Raw genomic sequence first — 18,024 nt, forward strand, 5'->3', positions numbered from 1 at the left:
CTTAGGCGTCGCTGTCCATGCAGTTTGCGTAGTAAGTGACCGTTGCAGGCCAGTCACTGAATACGCCCATCACACCCACATCTTGTGCTAACACATCGAGCATTTTCATCATGTCGCCATCATTGTTGATACCATCTTTCACGCTCTTGTAGTACCAACCGCCGCCTTGCGCTAGTGGGCCTGAACGCTCCAGAGTCCATGCGATAATGTCGAGGTCTGCATCTTTAGCGAGCTTAGCGTAATTAGATGCAACCAGTTCGTTATTCTCATCTAGATCAACCAGAGCAAACAGGGGTGGCGCGATGATGTTTACACCCGCATCGTGCAGCTCTTTCATGTTCTCAACAGAAGCGACAAAGTCCGCTTGCTCGTAAACACGGTCATCAAGATAAACGGCTTGTTTACCGAATTTTGGTGCTGCTTTGATCCAGTACTTCACATCATCTAGGTTGAACGATTGCAAGTAAGTCTCTGAAGGTGCAAAGCCCGCATCTTTTAGTTCATCCACCAGCTTTTGCGCGTACATCTCTTGGCTGAAGCCATTGAAAGGCATCTCAACCGCTGCCGATTTCAATTCAGGTGTCACCTTCACACCGTGTTCTTTAAACAGCGCCGCACTTTCTGCGTGTGTCATCAACGTCCCGCTCTGGCTGTATAGATCCGTTCGCCAACCCGGAGTGCCGTTCATGTACTCTTCGACTGTGGTTGCTTTCGGGTTCGCCCCATCCATTTTTCCTTTTAACGTCTTAAACTCCGCCAGCGTGAAATCGGAAGTACGACACTCAACCTGAGCATCTTCGCCTGTCGCAGGGTTCGCCGGTTTAAATGGAACTGAACACTTCTTAGCAAGCTCTGGGTGAGCCAATACATCGGTTGTGGTGTGCAGGTCACTTTGAGAATGTCGACACACCAATTCCTTATCTTTAGTGAAAGTAACATCACACTCTACGACACCGGCTCCCATCTGAATCGCCGCTAAGTAAGATTCTTTAGTGTGCTCGGGAAACTGCATTGCAGCTCCACGATGCCCAATAGAAAAATCACTACGATGAAAAGGCCCTTCGCTACAGCTGAGCAGCTTGGTTTTCAAAGGGCTCTCGTCCATATTGTTGACTAAAAAGAGGGGACGAGGTCCTAGGTTTGCTGACTCTGTCGCCGCCCATGCTGTCATTGAGCTAACGCCGAGTATCAGAGCAATCGAACCTTTCAGTATTTGCTTCATGTTTGTATCTCCTTGCAACAAGCAATTATTTTTCTAATTTCCTTAATCCGGTCATTTCTATTTTTCTGATATGACCTCATGTGGTCTGATGCCACAATGTTGGGATTGCACGCTTTGTGCCAAATGTTAAAACTCTTTTATTACAATTACTTGAAACAGTTAATCATTCGACTAAATGATAAATGGGTCATTGTTGTCTTGTGCTTTTTCTTCCGCTTTGTCTTTTGGTTTATGTTTGCTCTTTGCTCCTCAAGAACCAAGTTAATGAGTTAGGCTTTAAAGCTCTCTTTATCCAACTGGTGTTTCTTCATTTTTCGATAAAGCGTTTTTCGGGGCAGATTCAGCTTGCTTGATACCTCATTGATATTGCCTGCGCTCTCTATCAAGGCTTCGGTTAATACATTTCTCTCGTACTGCTCCATCTGCTTTTCAAAGGCGAAATCTTCCCCAGTCGATTCACAAATTGGCGATTGCAGACCAAAGCCATCGCCGACAATGCCGAGTACAAATCGGTCGGCAACATTACGTAACTCACGTACGTTTCCGGGCCATTCATGTCGGCACAACTGTTGTATCTGTTCGGGATAAATCGTCGAAGGACGCGTCTTGTATTTGTGGCTTGCTTGAATCACAAAGTGGCGGAACAATACCTGAATGTCCTCTTTGCGTTGGCGCAGTGGCGGGAGATTAAGGCTGGCAATATTTAAGCGATAGAAGAGGTCGGCTCTAAATTCACCTGATTCACTGAGGCTTGCGAGGTCAGCTTTACTGGCAGCGACGACTACAATATCGACAGGTATCAATTCATTGCCACCAACACGCTCGATCACTCGTTCTTGAATCACACGTAGCAACTTAATCTGCACTACAATCGGCATGCTTTCAATTTCATCCAGGAAAAGAGTGCCACCATTGGCTTGTTCTATTTTGCCGATGCGTTTCTTATTGGCGCTGGTAAACGAGCCCGCTTCATGACCAAACAGCTCACTCTCAATAATGCTCTCTGTCATGCCACCACAGTTTATTGCGACAAACGGCTTTGCCTTACGACGGCTAAACTGATGTAAGGCGCGAGCAATCACCTCTTTGCCCGTTCCAGTCTCGCCGTTAATGATGGTGTCGACGCCAGTATGAGAGAGCGCAAGCACTTGCTTACGTATGGTGTCCATCGCTTTGGATTGCCCGATAACCACAGATTCAATCGGTAGTTCTGTATCCCGTTCGTCGTCTAACGTTGCAGGGCTGTTGTGCTGACACTGTGCCAACGCCAAGTCGAGCTTTTCTACCAACTCACTGGCATTGAGAGGTTTCTCCAGAAAGTCGAACGCACCCAACTTCATCGCCTCTATCGCCATCGGAATATCACCATGCCCGCTCATCAGTAATACCGGAACATTGGCTGCGCGATGTTGGATTGAGCTCAACAACGTAAGCCCGTCAACTTGTGGCATTCGCACATCACACAGCACCACCAACTGACTATTTGCTTTGAGGGATTTTAGGCCAAGGTTTGGGTCGGTAAAGCTAGTGACACGGAAACCCTCGAGTTCCAACATTTCACTCACGGCTTCAACAACGTCGGTTTCATCGTCGATAAGAACTATGTGTTTTTCTGAAGTCATGAGTTTGTGCCTTTTGGTAGAGTGACGATAAAGGTGGTGCCTTGGTGTTCAATCGATTCGACGTGAATCGAGCCGCCAAAGTCTTTAATTATGTTGTATGCGATAGACAAACCGAGCCCGAGCCCCTTACCGGTTATCTTACGGGTATAAAATGGGTCGAACAGATAAGGAATGTCCTCTTCGGGTATTCCTAATCCATTGTCCTTAACTGCAATTTGAATAGTGTTCAGATACTCTTGAGTGGAGATGCTGAGCTGGGGCCGCTCCCTGTGTTCAACGGCATCCAACGCATTGCTGATTAAATTCACCAGCACCTGCTCTAAGCGAATGCTGTTGGCTCGCACCATTTGATCGCTTTGTAGGGAATACTGAATTGACACCCTACTCTGCCGAGTTTCAAAGAGGTCGATCGCATCGCCAATCACCTTCTCCACCTCGACGTTATCAATTTTGCCGTCACTCTTGCGTGAGAAGGCTTTCAAGTGACGTGTAATCGCAGCCACTTTGTCTAATAAGATCTCGATCTTTTTCAGGTTCTCTTCTGCTCTGTCTGGCCTTTGCTTACCTAACCATAATTGAGCACTTCGAACGTGACTGTTTGCTGCGGTCAGAGGTTGATTGATCTCGTGAGTAATGCCGACACTTAACTGCCCCAACGCGGCCAGTTTTCCAGCTTGAATGAGCTCATCCTGAGTAACACGCAGCTTGGCCTCGGCTAAGGTGCGCTCTTCTACCTCTGCCTCCAATTTTCGGTTGGTTTGCTTGACGACTTTGGCGGTGGTTTGAAATACCTTTAAGTACTTAGCCATTTGCGTCACTTCGTCTTTGCCACGAATCGCGACTTCGGTATCTAAATGGCCCGTAGAAATCGCGAACATGTTGTCTTTAAGCTGTAATAGCCTTTCCAAAATACTCTTGCGCACATAGAACCATGAGATAGCCGCGGCAGCTAACACACTAAAAAGAGAGAGAAAAAGTGACAAACGTTGGTTCGATTGCAAAGAGTGTTGCGCCTGCTGAATCGACTGATCAATATTGCGGTTCACTTGGCTAGTGTTACGTTCGATTTGTACCGTTAACTGATTCAAATGCTCACGGCTGTTTTGTAAGAAATATTGCTCTTGATAGAGATGGTCGAGCGCTTTGTTTTTCAGCCCATACAAGCTGCTATCACTTGAGGCTAGGTTGTAAATCACGGTAAGTTGATTGTCCAATGTTGGAAAATCACTTCTTAGATCGCCACTTACCCATAGCTGCCACCATTCTTCTCCAACCTGCTCAAGTCGTAAACTGGTGTAATCCAGCTCATTAAAACTGGCGTCGTTATACAGTTTTTCTACCAAGCCTAATTGGTAGTACAGCAGGGACTTTAATTGCGTGAATTGAACCTGCTCTTTGGCTGAATCAGGCAAGCTATCGAGTAAATCACTGGCTTGCTGCAATAGCGGGTAAAAGCCTTCGAGTAGATTTCGAAGTTCTTGGTTGAGCTGTTCAGATTCAATCTCACTTTGGTACAACAGACTGAGGCTATTGTTAACTTGAGCAATAAGATCTTTAAAATAGGAGTGATAATCCGGAAATTGCACCATAACGCTATTCATAACTGAAATAGCATCTTCAATTTTAAGCATCGCTTGTTTACGCTCTAAATTGGATTCCGCATCACTGAGTTGAGATGAGGTTGTGATAATGACACGCACCATGTCATTTAAGCGGGCTGCGTTATCTAAAGCGGGGATTTCACTCTCTTTTAGCTCAACAAGGCGTTGATTTAGGTTATCAAAGGTGAAACTGGAGACTACCGAGAGGAAGATGGTAGTCATCGATAACATGGCTAACGCCAGCACCAAACGTAGCTCTATGCCTTTCCAGCCAAACCACTTACGACGCGGAATCTTTATCGGAAATGGACGTTCAAAACGGTCCTTGTTGTCTATCACCTCTGAGACACGACTACTCACTCGCCCCACCTTCTTCTAATCAAAAACCAACAGTAAAGGTCAATGATTCAATCAGTTAGGTGGTTAGCCCGACTTAAAGCCACTTCAAATAGTTTTAGTGAAACTATGAAAACAAGAGCAATCATTAACATTTCACATAAAACACCATAACAATTATTTTACAAACCCCGGACTGTCTGTTTTGAGAGAGAAGAAAGTGACTTCACCGACAGAAACGTGATTACTCTATCAATATAAAAAATCGCATAGGCTTTCACCTATGCGATTTCATCAATATCACGTCAATTTAATAGCCGAGACTCAACGAGTTAAAGAATGATCATCCCATCTTGATAAATCAGTGCTGGCGACACGTCTTGACCAAGTAATACAGGGCCGTCGAGGTCGACAATTTCAGACTGCACAGCAATAGGCAGCGCTGCACGCATGGCCAATGAAGTGCCAAGCATACAGCCAGACATAAGAGTAAACCCAAGCCTTTGCGCTTCTTCGGCAAGTGCTAATGCTTCTGTCAGACCACCAGTTTTATCCAGCTTGATGTTGACCATTTCATACTTGCCCAATAGCGACGAAAGCTGCGACGTGGTGTGGCAGCTTTCATCAGCACACAGTGGGATAGGATGCTTGATGTGTGCCAGCGAGGCATCATGCTGTTGTGGTAAAGGTTGCTCGATCATCGCGATATCAAACTCAGCCAATTGGTTAAACAGTTCTTCAAGATTCAGCCCTGCCCACGCTTCATTGGCGTCCAGTACAATTTTAACCCCAGGAGCCGCTTCTCGGACAGCGCGCACACGCTCTACTACTTGCTCACCATCAAGCTTCACTTTTAAGAGTTTCGCACCGTTCGCCACATAATCTCGAGCTTGTATTGCCATCGCTTCTGGTGTGCCAATCGAGACTGTCATTGCGGTAACAATCTGCGTTGGTAACTCGAACAAGCGATTCGGAAAGATCTGGTCGTTCTGCTGCGCTTGATAATCCCAAAGCGCACAATCGATAGCATTACGTGCAGCCCCTCCAGTCAATAAAGACTGAAGATGATCTCGTAATTCTTCAGGATCGGTCATACCACGCTCAAAAGCCGTTTCAAGAGAGCTAGCAGCTTGTTGAATTTGCGCCAACACAGACTCGGATGACTCACCATAACGTGGATAAGGCGTGCACTCGCCTTGCGCTTGTTTACCATTATGTTCGATGTAAACGCGAACAACATGACACTCTGTTCGGCTGCCTCGAGAGATGCGAAAAGGCGTTTGCATCGCGATAGTAATAGGTTCTGCAGTAATCTTCATAATTTCACTCGGTTGATGTTCGCTTTAACAAATGGAAACGTAGAAATGATGAAATCGTTAAAGTGAATGTCGCAAATGATCAGTAATATGTTGTACACCAAATCGCACTGGATCCGTCACGGGCACTTGATAAAGTGTGGTCCATTCTTGGCACAATGTCTCAGCCTCTTCAATGCTAATCGCAGATGTATTCAGGCATATACCCACCAGCTTCACATCTGGATTTGTCAGTCGCGCCGCTTGCAAATTAACGTCAATCGTCTGTTCTATCGTTGGTAATTTAGCATGCGGAAGGTTGCGAATATGTGGTCGCCCTACTTCATGACATAAAACCAACGCATCAGCTTGAGCGCCATGCAACAAACCCAAACTCACGCCAGCAAAAGATGGATTGAACAACGAACCTTGTCCTTCAATGATGTCCCACTCGTGGTCGGTAAATTCAGGGCTAATCGCTTCGACCGCGCCAGAAATGAAATCTGCAACCACAGCATCAATCGAAATACCGCAGCCTTCAATCAAGATGCCAGTCTGCCCTGTCGCTTTAAACTGAGCAGATATTCCCGCTTCTTTAAGCGATTTTTCAATCGCCAGTGCAGAAAACATCTTGCCTACCGAGCAATCAGTTCCGACAGTGAGCAGGCGCTTACCTTGACGAGGTTTACCATTACCCACGTTGAGGACACCATCAAAATGGCGTACATCATGAAGCTTAATCAATCCTCGCTGTTGCATGTCAGCAAGCGGTGAGAATTCACTCAAGCGCTGGTGCATGCCGGATGCAATCTCAAATCCCATTTCTGCAGCGGCTAATATCGTAGGTTGCCATGAGTCAGGGATAACGCCGCCCGGGTTTGCAGTGCCAATCACGAGCGTTTTCGCTCCCTGCGCTTGTGCCTGTTGCAAGGTCAGATCCGTCAAGCCAAGAGAAACGGTCTGTTCTGTTAAACGTAATTGACCAAGGCAGATTTCTGGTCGCCACTGATGAATACCACGAGCTGTTTTTGCAGCCAGAGGGTCAGTAACATCCCCAAGAAAAAGAAGGTAAGGTTGAGCGATAGACATGTGTATTCCTAATTAAGAGTCCTTGTATGGATTTACCTTAATTAAGAAGTTGAGCCCTGCCGAATGCCTATTTATCGCGTGCCTATAACATGATGTTATGGGTAGTAATTGGAGACGGTAAACTAATCAGCTAACAGCACTTAGCTAATAACATGAGCGCTGCAGTGCTGAAATGAACTGTTTAGCTGCAATCGACTGTGGCGTATGCTCAGCGCATAGAGTCGATACTGAGAAAGTAATAGCTGGTTGAAGTGGCAACACACAGACTGCATCGTCATTTTGATACTGTTCTGCCGTCCACGGATCAACAATCGCAAACCCTGCTTGGTGCTTAACCAGCTCCGCCGCAGCGCTATATCCGCGTACCGATATTGGGTGATGATAATGCTCATCTCGCGCAATCAAGCTTTGATGGAGCAGCAAACCCAAGGGGTCACGACTATCAAGCCCGATAATTGGTAACGGATAATTGATTAAGTCATCAAGGGTTAACTCTGTCGGTAGATGCTCTACGGTGTTAGATGGAACTAGAACCTGAAGGGATTTGGTTAATAGCGTTTCTGACAGTATCGCTGGCGGTGCTTCGTCTCCAAATGCGATAGCAATATCAAGCTCATGCTTCAATAACCCTGAACACAGTTCGTCGCGATTGGCAGTTAACAACTCAAAAGAGAGCTCTTGCTCGCGAGACATTTGGGCGACTACCGGAGTCAGCAATTTGGTCGCTAGAATCGGCGGCGCACCAATACGTAAGTGCTGATGGCCTTGCTTCACTTTGTTGGTCAAAGAGCGAAATTGGCCTAATTGTTGGTAGACCTTCTCCGCTTCTGGTAACAAGGTTTTCGCTTCAACCGTTGGTACCAATCGACCTTTGACACGCTCGAACAAGCCAAACCCCAACTGCTGCTCAGTGTGCGCCAAAATACGCGTCACATTAGGCTGGGACACATGCAAGCTACGTGCTGCTCCAGATACGGTTCCGGTCTGCATAATGGCGTAAAAGACTTCCAATTATCTTAGGTTCAAATCGATGTCCTTGTGATTCGCGAGCGTAATTAAGCCACTAGACTAACATATACATTGCGATTAGAGGCTGACATTAACGAAGGTTACATAGCCTCCGCGTTGGATGTCTTGGTCATGTAATTCATTGGTGTCATCCCTGTTTTCTGACGAAAGAAATGAATAAATGCACTGTCACTAGAGAACTCCAACCTATAGGCGACATCCGATATGCGCATGCCACTCGACAGTAATTCAATCGCCCCCAACAAGCGCCACTGCTGACGCCAACTTTGATATGGCATCCCGGTTTCTTTATTAAAGATCCGAGTGATCGTCTTTTCGCTCGCTCCAACAACCTCACTCAATTGTGCCAACGACGGTGCCATAAAATCTTTGTTATCAATATCAGATAACCAAGGTTTGAGACGGTGGTCTTGAGGTAACGGCAACGACAAGTACACCTCTTGCGAGTCGTTTAACTCTTCGATAAACAAATTCAACGTATTAATTTGCTCATTATTCGGCTTGTCAAATGCCCAAAATGCCATTCGTTCTATCAAGACTCTCATTAACGCAGTGATATCGAAAATCATCACACCTCTAGGCAAGCGCTCTGACAAGGATTGATCAAAGTACAGTGAGCGATATTGGGTAATGTTAGTCATCTGAGCATCGTGTTGAACGCCTTTCGGGATCCATGCCGCCCTCATTGGAGGCAAGACATACTTCACATCTTCTAATGTGATTGTCATGCATCCGTGCTTCGAAAACAGTAACTGGTCTTTTTCATGAAAATGTATGCCGGAAGCGTGATTAGAAACCTCAGCAGCAACACCAACGACTAACCCGTTATGGTCGTCTGCACAAAAGTCATCTTGTTCTGAAATCAATGCCATTGAACAGGTTGTCCTTATTTCGATGTTTTATGTCCAAATCTCATTATAAGATATTAGCACATCATGCCTAGAATAGTACCTGTTCTGTTATCCCTCTGATTAAGAGGTTCAGGAAATAACTAAATCATTACGATATTAATTAGAGGTATTTGAAAACAAAAAATGAACAAGATTATTGGAAAAATTTCTATCCCATTGGCGGTTGTGTTGCTGATGTTTCCGCAAATAGTAGAAACCATGTATAGCCCAGCTCTGACTTCTGTAAAAAACCACTTTGGGGTTACCAGTAGTGAAGCGGCACAAGCGATGTCTATATTCTTCATTGCTTTTGCATTCGGAGTCGTATTCTGGGGGCGCATGTGTGATGTATTAGGAAGACGAGTCTCTACCTTACTTGGGTTAGTCGTCTTTATCATTGCAGCTCTGTTTACCATGTTAGCGCCGACATTCACTTTAATGCTCACGGGCTTTGGCTGCTGTGCTTTTGGTGCCGCTGTTGGTTCTGTTTGCACACAGACTATTATCCGTGATGGTTATCAAGGTAAAGAACTCAGCCACGTCTTCTCGATTGTGGGTACCTCTATTGGTATCAGCCCTGTTGTTGGGATGTTGGCTGGTAGTTGGTTGACATCTATAGGTGGCTATAAATGGGTATTCATGGCGATGGTGGTACTTGTGGCTATCTTACTGATTTGGTCATTAGGTAAACTGCCAGAAACAAAGCCAGCAAATACAAAAAGAGACAGCCTAATTTCTGTTGCTATAAAAATGCTTACTGATGCACACATCTGGTACGTAACGTTAATGGTTGGACTATTCAATATAGCACTATTCTCGTACTACAGTATTGCCCCGTTTATGTTTGAGCAATTAGGGGCAAGTGTGAACTTTTTTGGTAATACCGGTTTTATTCTTGCGATGGGTTCAGTACTAGGTTCTGTCATTAATATGAAGCTAATTCGCATGCATTTAAGTCATGACAAAATTGTAGCATTTGCGTCTTGCCTATTACTAGTTGCAGGCATTGGTGTGTTTATCATGCAGGAATCCGTTTGGTTCTTCATCCCGATGGTATTTGTATCGCTATCATTCGGGCTTGCGTTACCTAATTTGCTTAGTGGTGCCTTGACTAAATATCACGACCACCTAGGCAGTGCTGGAGCTCTATTAGGCCTGTTCTATTACTTAATTATTGGTTTTGGCTTACATAGAGCAGCCGAGTTCGCCGACTTAGCATTGACGCTTTTGGCTTGCGCTGTTGCCGCCATTGTATTGGTTATCATGCACTCTCTGCATCAGATGAAACGTCAATAGCCTTAACTCTTAAAATAAAAAACCACCTTGTTAGGTGGTTTTTTATTACTGAAATACATTAACTAATATAAAGGTAACTAAAATGACAACGTTAATTTATGCCGCGTTATCTATTGCGAGCATCTTCTTTATATTTGCCATCGTCAAATATATTTTAAATCTGTTTACCTTCGATTTTAGCGATATTGAATTTTAAAAACATCTAACAACGAGCGTCAGATTAGCACTTCTCCTTGATAACCAAGTGGTTGCGGTTATCGCGGCTTTTCTTAATCAGCTCGTTACTCTCGTCCATTTCATCTGACTTAGCAAGGCGGTCATAAAGTAGCACATTCACGGTTGCAGCCAAGTTCATGCACCCAACCGTTGGAACGTAAACCACGTGATCAGCTCGATCGGCCACGTTTTGAGCAATAGAACCGTCTTCTGGGCCAAAAATGTAAATCGCGTTTTCTGGGTGTTTAAAACGTGGCAGTGGCGTAGCACCTTCCGCAAGTTCCACACAAACGATTTTGGTTTCAGGGTCAAGGTTATCTAAAAACGACTCAACGCCCGTCAACGGAATAGTACGCGTAGCACTCTTGGTATCAGTGTGAAATTTAGCGGCTTTTTCGTAGCGTTGCCCTGTGTATTTAACTTCGTCGACCTGATAACAACCAGCCGCACGCATGACAGCACCCACGTTTGTCGGGCTCTTAGGGTTAGTTAAACCAATAGTCACATGGCTTTTGTTCATGAATCTTTCTCACTTAGCGAATAGAAATAGTAGGGTGCTACAAAGCGCCGCATTCTAACAAAGCAACGTCGAATTCAAAAGCATCGAAACAAAAGGCCCCAACAAAAAGGACTTTTTCACCATCTAGCCTGATTGGAACAAATGTCACAACAAACATCTAACAGCCATCATATTTATAAAACAAAATCGCTCTGGGGTAACAATTCATCAATAAGCTCATTTACAAATAGCAACTGCATTCATATTGTGTTTTTAAAATTGCACAAGACGATCAAACAGGAAGTAGACATGACCCTAACCATCAAAAAACGTCTTTATATTCTCTCTTTCATTCCTCTGCTACTGATGGCCATCGGAATGATGAGCGTAACATATATGAAGAGTGCAGCGCTAACCGCGCAACAAGTCGAATCCACACGCAGTAAAATGATGGCCATGAAAGAAAAGGAACTTAAAGCTTATCTACAAATGGCCCAGTCTTCTATCAGCCCGCTCTTAGAACGAGGTGCAACTTTAGAAGATGCCTTGCCAACCTTAAGAACACTAGAGTATGGCGAGTCGGGCTATATCTTTGGTTACGACTCTAAAGGAGTGAGAATATTCGCAGGGCAAAATACCGATGGTATTGGAAAAAGTTATTATGACTTGCAAGATAAAAAAGGCCATTACCTGATTCGTGATCTTATTAAGAACTCAAAGCTTGGCAAATTCACTACCTACTATTTTCCAAAACTTGGCCAGTCGGAAGCACTACCAAAACTCAGCTACTCAATATTTATTCCGCAATGGGACTTGATGCTTGGTACTGGCTTTTACACAGACGACATTGATGCAGTCATCGCCGAGATGAAAGAGAGTTCAAACGTTGCACTACAAAGCTCACTCACCGCGATTACACTTTTTTGTGGTTTGATCGCTCTATTGGTTACTCTATTTGCCGTTGTTGTAAACCGTACTATTATGAAGCCCATAGAACAGTTCGATCTGTCAATTAAGGCTTTCGCAACTGGTGAAGCCGACTTAACAGCTCGAATGGAAACATTCAAAGTACCGGAATTCGCGAAGCTTAGCGAGAACTTCAATGCTTTTGTTACTAACCTGCAAACCATTATTCGCAGTGTAAGCGAGGTAGGTCAACAAGTTGTGTCTGAAACATCCAGCATGTCTTCTCGCGCAGCTCAAGTTGATGAACTCGCGACAGGGCAACGGGAAGAAACTGAACAAGTCGCTACCGCTATGACAGAGATGACAACAACGGCTCAGGAGATATCAAGCAACGCTAGCCAAGCCGCGGATTCAGCGAAGCTTGCAGAGGGCAATGCCAAAGAAGCCCAGCAAATCGTAAACGCGGCGGCTGATTCAGTAGCTGTTTTAGCCAGTGAGGTGTCGGAAGCTAACGCTGTCGTGTCTCGTTTAGAAGACGATGTTCAGAACATCTCCTCTTCGTTAGCTGTCATTCAAGACATTGCCGAGCAAACCAATCTATTGGCACTGAATGCTGCAATTGAAGCCGCTCGAGCAGGTGAACAAGGCCGTGGGTTTGCAGTAGTCGCCGATGAGGTTCGTAAGCTGGCGAGCCGAACTCAGGAAAGTACAGGTGACATACATGAAATGATTGAGCAGCTAAAAGCCGCTTCAGATGCCGCAGTGAAAGCGATGGATTCAAGTCAGAATAGAAGTACTCAAACCGTCGAAGAGGCGAACGCTGCCGCAACTGCACTGGCGAAGATCCAAGAATCGATCGATACCATCATGGATATGAACTCGCTTATTGCGACAGCAACCGAACAGCAAAACATTGTCGGCCAAGAGATATCTCAACGTATTGTCGTCATATCAGACCAAAGCTCTCAATCGGCATCGCTAGCCAACCAAAACCGCGCTGGTAGCCAAAACCTCAATAACCGCGCGAATGAACTTTACCACTTGGTCGACCGTTTCACGGTCTGATGTGAAGCGTTCAATAAAAAAATAACCTTAACAAAAGAGCTTCAGAGTTTAGTTTCTTCAGCTCTTTTTTACGTCTATGAACAGACTGTTCAAAACTAATCTAATTGTTCAGAAAGGAAGTCCACCAGTAGACGTACCTTTGAAGACAGATTACGATTTTGAGGATAAAGCGCCCAAATACCCTCTTTATCGTCTCGATAATCAGAAAGCACCTCAACTAACTCTCCAGAGTCTAGATCTTCACTCACATAATATTCTGGTAACTGTACCAAACCTATGCTTTGCTTTGCTGCTTCTAACAAAGCCAAACCACTATTGCACTTAATACGCCCATTAACACGCACCGAGCGAGGACGACCATTTTCTTTAAAGCGCCAATGCTCAAAACCACCAACCAAACATTGATGATTGCTCAATTCGGAGATTGTGTGAGGCTCACCGTAACGTTCGATATAGTCAGGGCTTGCACATACGTAGAGCTGTCGTTGCGAAAGCCTCTTCGCCACAAGACTTGAATCTTCTAATCGACCCAGGCGAATCGCAACATCTACGCCAGAGTCGATCAAGTCAAGCTTTTGGTTAGTCAGCATTAGCTCTAACTCAACTTGAGGGTGAAGCTTTAAAAACTGATGGAGTAATGGTGCAAGCTGGCGCTCGCCATAAGTCACAGGAGCTGTCACCTTCAGTAATCCTTTCGGTGTCGATTGCATTTGAGTAACTGCTAACTCCGCAATTTCTAATCCCTCGACTAACAATTTACATTGCTGATAATATAGCTGCCCGGCTTCAGTTAATGAAACCTTTCGAGTCGTTCGGTTAAGCAGTTTCACCGCGAGACGCTCCTCGAGGTTTGCTACTCTGCGACTAATTTGAGCGACCGATGTAGTAAGCTTCTGCGCTGCACCAGTAAAGCTTTCACGCTCTGCAACTGCAACAAACTCACTAACTCCTTCCCAATTGGCCATGCCTTTACCTTGTGCTGAACTACGGATACCAATGCAGTGTATTGAAGTTACTGATCTCTGTCACCTTAATCAGAAGACTTTACCCATAAATATCAGTTACCTTTGGCTATCGGACTTTTTCAAGCAGCTTTGTTTTGGGTTCAAATATCGACTAATTTAGAATTATTTGTGACGAATTCTCTCAAATAGTGGAGAAGTGTTAGAAATAACACCATAATATAGGGCTCTAAAATAAGTAGGTAAGAACATGAAAATTTGTGGTGTTGAAATCAAAGGTAACGATGCAGTCATCTGTCTTCTTTCTCTGTCAGATGGTGTATTTAACATTCCTGATTGCCGAGTTTCTAAGGTTTCTATCAGCGACGCTAACGACACACAGAATATGAAAGACTTTCAATTCTCTTTTGCAAAGTTAATGGAAGATTACCAAGTAGAAAAAGTAGTGATTCGCCAACGCCAAACTAAAGGCAAATTTGCTGGCGGTGGCTTCGGCTTCAAACTAGAAGCAGCGATCCAATTGATCGACGGCCTAAACGTTGAAGTAGTTTCTCCAACAGACATCAAAGAAAGCCTGAAGCGTAACCCTCTAATGATGAAGTTCAAAGAGACTGGCCTAAAACAATACCAAGAAGCACCGTTTACAACGGCTTACGCATGCTTGATGAAGCGCTAATCGATAGTCGCTAGAAAGTTATTGATAGAGAAAGAGCCTGAATATTCAGGCTCTTTTTATTTTTAACGGTTTAAAGCTGCTTGTCTTCGGAACCTAATCAATTCGGGCTTCTTCACCACCAGATAAACCGCAGTGGCTGACAACGCAAAACCCATTGCGCCATAGATGTCGAACGACTCGCCGAAGATAAGCCACGCTTGAATTGCGGTTGTCGGCGGTACGAGATAAAACACCGATGCGACACTTGAAGACGCCCCATTCTCCACCATGTAAAGTAACAACAATATTGCGACACAAGATAGAACGACTACCAGCCAAATCAGCGTTAACGTAAATTCTACCGTCCAGTTCACTTGCATGGTTTCGTAGCGCATCGCAAAAGGCAGGAACAACGCTGCAGAAGCCAAGTATTGCACCATTGCACCGCCCACCATGTCTGTCCCCTTACAGAAACGCTTTTGATATAAAGTGCCGCAAGTAATACCTACCAGTGACACTAAGCATAACAGTGTCGCCAAGCCTTTTTGGTCATCCGATTGCCATTCAATATTACCCATTAACACCAAGCTAATACCCGCAAAGCCAAGCGCTAAACCAAGCCATTGCGCAAAGTTAAAACGCTGTGAGGTGCAGCTAACCATGATCAGCGCGGTAAGAATAGGTTGCAGACCCACCAATAAAGAGCTCAAACCTGCAGGCATCCCCATATCAATCGCTAGATAGGTACCACCGAGGTAAAAACCATGAATCAATATCCCAACTACACACGCATGAAAAAATGCTCGACCACGAGGGATACGACGTTTAAGGATTGCAATCAAAACCAAGAACAGCGCCACGTTAGCTACCATCCTAAGTGAAAGTAACGTCGCGGGTTCAGCGTATTCAACACCAAGACGAGCGCCAACAAAGCCTGACGACCACAATATTACAAACACAAACGGAATCATTTTAATCAGCATTACAAACCTCTGGTCAACTCTTCATCAATGCTGTTACCTTAGTTGGGTACAGATAACTAATAAAGATACAGATATAATACTTTAAATGGTTACAGGTTGAGAATCGGTAGAAAGGAGAACAGTGTGGAAGTAGAAGTCAGCGGTAATAAATATCTCGCCACCGAGCAACATATTAAGGCTCAAATCGATAAAGGGCTCTTTCACCCTGACGATCGCTTACCCTCAATCCGACAACTAAGCGAGCAACTGGGTGTAAGCAAAAACACCGTGATTCGTGCCTATCAAGAGTTGGAAGCGACGGGCTGGGTATATTCCGTTCCCAAGTCGGGTTATCGCGTTAAAGCCCCCAACACCACAAGTTGGGATGCACCGAGCCAGCCGCAAAAAGTTGACCTTTTATCTGTCACTAAATCTGTACTCTCCCGCCCCAGTGGGCGTTTAAAGTTACAAGCAGGCTCTGCTCACCCAAACATTAACAACCCCGCCATTCGTAGTCTGTACGCTGAAATTGGTCGCCACAGCCGCTTGCAGACTCAACTTCCTGGCTATTACCAACTGCCGCCCGGCGACGAACAATTAGTAAAACAATTGTTAAAGATCACCCACGATCTGGGCGTACCTGCAGGATCGAAAGAGATTGCGATCACTCACGGCGCGCAGCAAGCGATCAGTTTAGCACTTCGCGCGTTAACCAAACCGGGCGATATCGTTGTAGTTGAGTCTCCATGCTACTTTGGTAACTTACTCCTATTGGAATCACTAGGCTTACAAGCACTTGAAATACCAAGCAGTGTGAGCCATGGAATCGATATTCAAGCACTACAAAATGCCTTAGATAAATGGGAAGTGAAAACGCTGCTGCTGACACCAAACTTTACCAACCCGACAGGATCTAGAATGCCACTTGCCAACCGAAAAGCATTATTAGAGATAACCGGATCTTTGCCGATTATTGAAGATGATGTGTTCGGGAGTTTGGCGTTTGATGCTCCGATTGCGAGCTTGAAAGAACTGGATGACCAAGAACGAGTGATCTACGTGAACTCTCTATCCAAGACTTTGGACTCTCGCTTGCGTGTTGGCTGGCTGCTTTCCGGTCGCTATCAACCTTTAATCGAAAAGTACCTACTGTGTGACAACATGGGTAGCTCCAACCTGATGCAATCAGCGGTCGGCCAGTTTCTCACCACTGGCAAATATCGCAGTCATTTATCTAAGATGAAGCGACTCTATCAAACCAACCAAAAGCAATTTCAAAGCCTTTTGATTCAAGCCTTAGATAGCTACCCTCATCTTGTAGGACGCTACCATCTTTCCAAACCTGAGGGAGCATTTATAAACTGGATAACGCTCCCCGAATCACTCGACAGCTATGCCGTCTACCAAGATTGTTTGAAGCATAAGTTAGGTATCTTACCCGGCACTGTGTTTGGCACCCACGACCAATACAAACATTGCCTGCGCTTTACTGTCGCGAACATTGAAGAGAACAAGGACTGGAAAGAAGGAGTCGCAACGCTGGCGAAGTTGATCGCCAAACATACACGTTAACTGCTCCACTAAAACAGGCTAGACCCTGAATATAACAAAGCCCCGCTCAACTGAGCGGGGCTTTCATCATTATCATTCCTGACTTAATTAAAAGCGATTAACCTTGCCAAGCGAACTGCTCAAATACTTTGTCTACTGGCGTTTCAGCAACGTGGTTTACGTAATTACTGATCACTTTCTGTGACAGGCCAAGAATCACTTCTAAAACTTGCTGTTGGCCGTAACCCGCAGCGAAGAATGCTTCCATTTCGTTTGCTGGCACATTGCCACGGTTATGAACCATACTTAGCGTGAAGTCGTGTAGAGCTTGCAGCTTTTCTGTTGGAAGTGCCGTGCGATTACGCAGTGCTTCAGTAATTGCCGGGTCAGCCTTCATTGAGTGTGCAATGCCAGTATGAGCTGGGACGCAGTAGTGACATTCGTGCTCAACGTTAATGGTTTGCCAAACCACTGTCAGTTCTTCTGCATCGAAAGATGAATCGCTAAACGCTTGATGAAGCGGAGTATAAGCCTTGAGTGTATTCGGTGATTCCGCTAACACACCAAACAAGCCTGGAACTCGACCCATCTGCTTTTTAGCGCCATCAAGAATAGGTTGGCTTTGTTTTGGTGCTGATTCTACTGAGTGAATTTTGAAATTGCTCATCGTTCTATTCCTATCAATTCTGATTCTAAATTTGGTCATTTACGGAGATTTAGTGACTGCTCTCCGTTGGTGTGAAAACAATATAAACCAAAATAGAACAGTCGTTCAAAATAAATATCTAATAAGAAATTAAAAGGAAGAATAGACGATTAAAAATCGAG

The 18,024-nt window shown here is 44.9% G+C and carries 15 protein-coding genes; 4 read left to right on the forward strand and 11 right to left on the reverse strand.

Features of this window, described 5'->3' with window-relative positions:
* Position 1 precedes the first annotated feature (1 nt).
* The 7 genes from OCV52_RS19405 to OCV52_RS19435 all read right to left on the reverse strand — a co-directional run bounded on the left by OCV52_RS19405 (position 2) and on the right by OCV52_RS19435 (position 9,066).
* Positions 2-1,222 carry a glycerophosphodiester phosphodiesterase family protein gene (locus tag OCV52_RS19405; protein WP_137408805.1) on the reverse strand — a complete coding sequence of 407 codons (1,221 nt, stop codon included), beginning with the start codon at positions 1,220-1,222 and terminating at the stop codon, positions 2-4.
* A 269-nt stretch (positions 1,223-1,491) separates the two neighbouring features.
* A complete protein-coding gene (locus OCV52_RS19410; protein WP_137408806.1) occupies positions 1,492-2,844 on the reverse strand; it encodes a sigma-54-dependent transcriptional regulator in 1,353 nt (450 codons plus the stop codon).
* Positions 2,841-4,814, reverse strand: coding sequence for an ATP-binding protein (locus OCV52_RS19415; RefSeq protein WP_137408807.1), 1,974 nt, complete (start codon positions 4,812-4,814; stop codon positions 2,841-2,843). Before OCV52_RS19415 ends, OCV52_RS19410 begins: the two co-directional genes overlap by 4 nt.
* Before the next feature lie 299 nt (positions 4,815-5,113).
* Positions 5,114-6,100, reverse strand: a complete 987-nt coding sequence (gene dgcA, locus OCV52_RS19420) for an N-acetyl-D-Glu racemase DgcA (protein WP_137408808.1) — start codon at positions 6,098-6,100, stop codon at positions 5,114-5,116.
* A gap of 57 nt (positions 6,101-6,157) precedes the next feature.
* The gene (dgcN, locus tag OCV52_RS19425; RefSeq protein WP_137408809.1) at positions 6,158-7,165 is read right to left on the reverse strand and encodes an N-acetyltransferase DgcN; all 1,008 of its coding nucleotides are present in this window, start codon (positions 7,163-7,165) and stop codon (positions 6,158-6,160) included.
* 144 nt (positions 7,166-7,309) lie between these two features.
* Positions 7,310-8,155 (reverse strand): LysR family transcriptional regulator, encoded by an 846-nt coding sequence (locus tag OCV52_RS19430; protein WP_240700703.1) that lies wholly within the window; start codon positions 8,153-8,155, stop codon positions 7,310-7,312.
* Positions 8,156-8,274: 119 nt separating this feature from the next.
* Positions 8,275-9,066, reverse strand: a complete 792-nt coding sequence (locus OCV52_RS19435) for an AraC family transcriptional regulator (RefSeq protein WP_137408810.1) — start codon at positions 9,064-9,066, stop codon at positions 8,275-8,277.
* 162 nt (positions 9,067-9,228) lie between these two features.
* Here OCV52_RS19435 and OCV52_RS19440 point away from each other — a divergent pair, with 162 nt between their 5' ends.
* Positions 9,229-10,380: an MFS transporter gene (locus tag OCV52_RS19440; protein WP_137408811.1), complete on the forward strand. Its 1,152-nt coding sequence runs from the start codon at positions 9,229-9,231 to the stop codon at positions 10,378-10,380.
* A 220-nt stretch (positions 10,381-10,600) separates the two neighbouring features.
* On the opposite strand, the gene OCV52_RS19445 is transcribed toward OCV52_RS19440, so the two are convergent.
* The gene (locus tag OCV52_RS19445) at positions 10,601-11,116 is read right to left on the reverse strand and encodes an RNA methyltransferase (protein WP_137408812.1); all 516 of its coding nucleotides are present in this window, start codon (positions 11,114-11,116) and stop codon (positions 10,601-10,603) included.
* A gap of 288 nt (positions 11,117-11,404) precedes the next feature.
* Here OCV52_RS19445 and OCV52_RS19450 point away from each other — a divergent pair, with 288 nt between their 5' ends.
* A complete protein-coding gene (locus tag OCV52_RS19450; RefSeq protein ID WP_137408813.1) occupies positions 11,405-13,066 on the forward strand; it encodes a methyl-accepting chemotaxis protein in 1,662 nt (553 codons plus the stop codon).
* Positions 13,067-13,161: 95 nt separating this feature from the next.
* Here the strand turns inward: OCV52_RS19450 and OCV52_RS19455 are convergent, their stop codons facing one another.
* Positions 13,162-14,031 (reverse strand): LysR family transcriptional regulator, encoded by an 870-nt coding sequence (locus tag OCV52_RS19455; protein WP_137408814.1) that lies wholly within the window; start codon positions 14,029-14,031, stop codon positions 13,162-13,164.
* Between the two features lie 247 nt (positions 14,032-14,278).
* On the opposite strand from OCV52_RS19455, the gene OCV52_RS19460 reads away from it, so the two are divergent.
* Entirely contained in the window at positions 14,279-14,704 is a 426-nt protein-coding gene (locus tag OCV52_RS19460; RefSeq protein ID WP_137408815.1) for a DUF3010 family protein, read from the forward strand.
* A gap of 62 nt (positions 14,705-14,766) precedes the next feature.
* Here the strand turns inward: OCV52_RS19460 and OCV52_RS19465 are convergent, their stop codons facing one another.
* A complete protein-coding gene (locus OCV52_RS19465) occupies positions 14,767-15,666 on the reverse strand; it encodes a DMT family transporter (RefSeq protein ID WP_102425236.1) in 900 nt (299 codons plus the stop codon).
* 123 nt (positions 15,667-15,789) lie between these two features.
* Between OCV52_RS19465 and OCV52_RS19470 the strand changes: the two genes are divergently transcribed.
* The gene (locus OCV52_RS19470) at positions 15,790-17,217 is read left to right on the forward strand and encodes an aminotransferase-like domain-containing protein (RefSeq protein ID WP_102425237.1); all 1,428 of its coding nucleotides are present in this window, start codon (positions 15,790-15,792) and stop codon (positions 17,215-17,217) included.
* A gap of 97 nt (positions 17,218-17,314) precedes the next feature.
* On the opposite strand, the gene OCV52_RS19475 is transcribed toward OCV52_RS19470, so the two are convergent.
* Positions 17,315-17,863 carry a carboxymuconolactone decarboxylase family protein gene (locus OCV52_RS19475; protein ID WP_137408816.1) on the reverse strand — a complete coding sequence of 183 codons (549 nt, stop codon included), beginning with the start codon at positions 17,861-17,863 and terminating at the stop codon, positions 17,315-17,317.
* Between the last annotated feature and the right edge of the window lie 161 nt (positions 17,864-18,024).

The sequence above is a fragment of the Vibrio chagasii genome (assembly GCF_024347355.1).
Taxonomy (GTDB): Bacteria; Pseudomonadota; Gammaproteobacteria; order Enterobacterales; family Vibrionaceae; genus Vibrio; species Vibrio chagasii.

Bases quoted from the DNA above. Each gene is read 5' to 3' on its own strand.
- OCV52_RS19455 (WP_137408814.1), bottom strand. From the start codon at position 14,031: ATGGCCAATTGGGAAGGAGTTAGTGAGTTTGTTGCAGTTGCAGAGCGT.
- OCV52_RS19475 (WP_137408816.1), bottom strand. From the start codon at position 17,863: ATGAGCAATTTCAAAATTCACTCAGTAGAATCAGCACCAAAACAAAGC.
- OCV52_RS19450 (WP_137408813.1), top strand. From the start codon at position 11,405: ATGACCCTAACCATCAAAAAACGTCTTTATATTCTCTCTTTCATTCCT.
- OCV52_RS19465 (WP_102425236.1), bottom strand. From the start codon at position 15,666: ATGCTGATTAAAATGATTCCGTTTGTGTTTGTAATATTGTGGTCGTCA.
- OCV52_RS19410 (WP_137408806.1), bottom strand. From the start codon at position 2,844: ATGACTTCAGAAAAACACATAGTTCTTATCGACGATGAAACCGACGTT.
- dgcN (WP_137408809.1), bottom strand. From the start codon at position 7,165: ATGTCTATCGCTCAACCTTACCTTCTTTTTCTTGGGGATGTTACTGAC.
- OCV52_RS19435 (WP_137408810.1), bottom strand. From the start codon at position 9,066: ATGGCATTGATTTCAGAACAAGATGACTTTTGTGCAGACGACCATAAC.
- OCV52_RS19440 (WP_137408811.1), top strand. From the start codon at position 9,229: ATGAACAAGATTATTGGAAAAATTTCTATCCCATTGGCGGTTGTGTTG.
- OCV52_RS19445 (WP_137408812.1), bottom strand. From the start codon at position 11,116: ATGAACAAAAGCCATGTGACTATTGGTTTAACTAACCCTAAGAGCCCG.
- OCV52_RS19460 (WP_137408815.1), top strand. From the start codon at position 14,279: ATGAAAATTTGTGGTGTTGAAATCAAAGGTAACGATGCAGTCATCTGT.
- dgcA (WP_137408808.1), bottom strand. From the start codon at position 6,100: ATGAAGATTACTGCAGAACCTATTACTATCGCGATGCAAACGCCTTTT.
- OCV52_RS19430 (WP_240700703.1), bottom strand. From the start codon at position 8,155: ATGCAGACCGGAACCGTATCTGGAGCAGCACGTAGCTTGCATGTGTCC.
- OCV52_RS19405 (WP_137408805.1), bottom strand. From the start codon at position 1,222: ATGAAGCAAATACTGAAAGGTTCGATTGCTCTGATACTCGGCGTTAGC.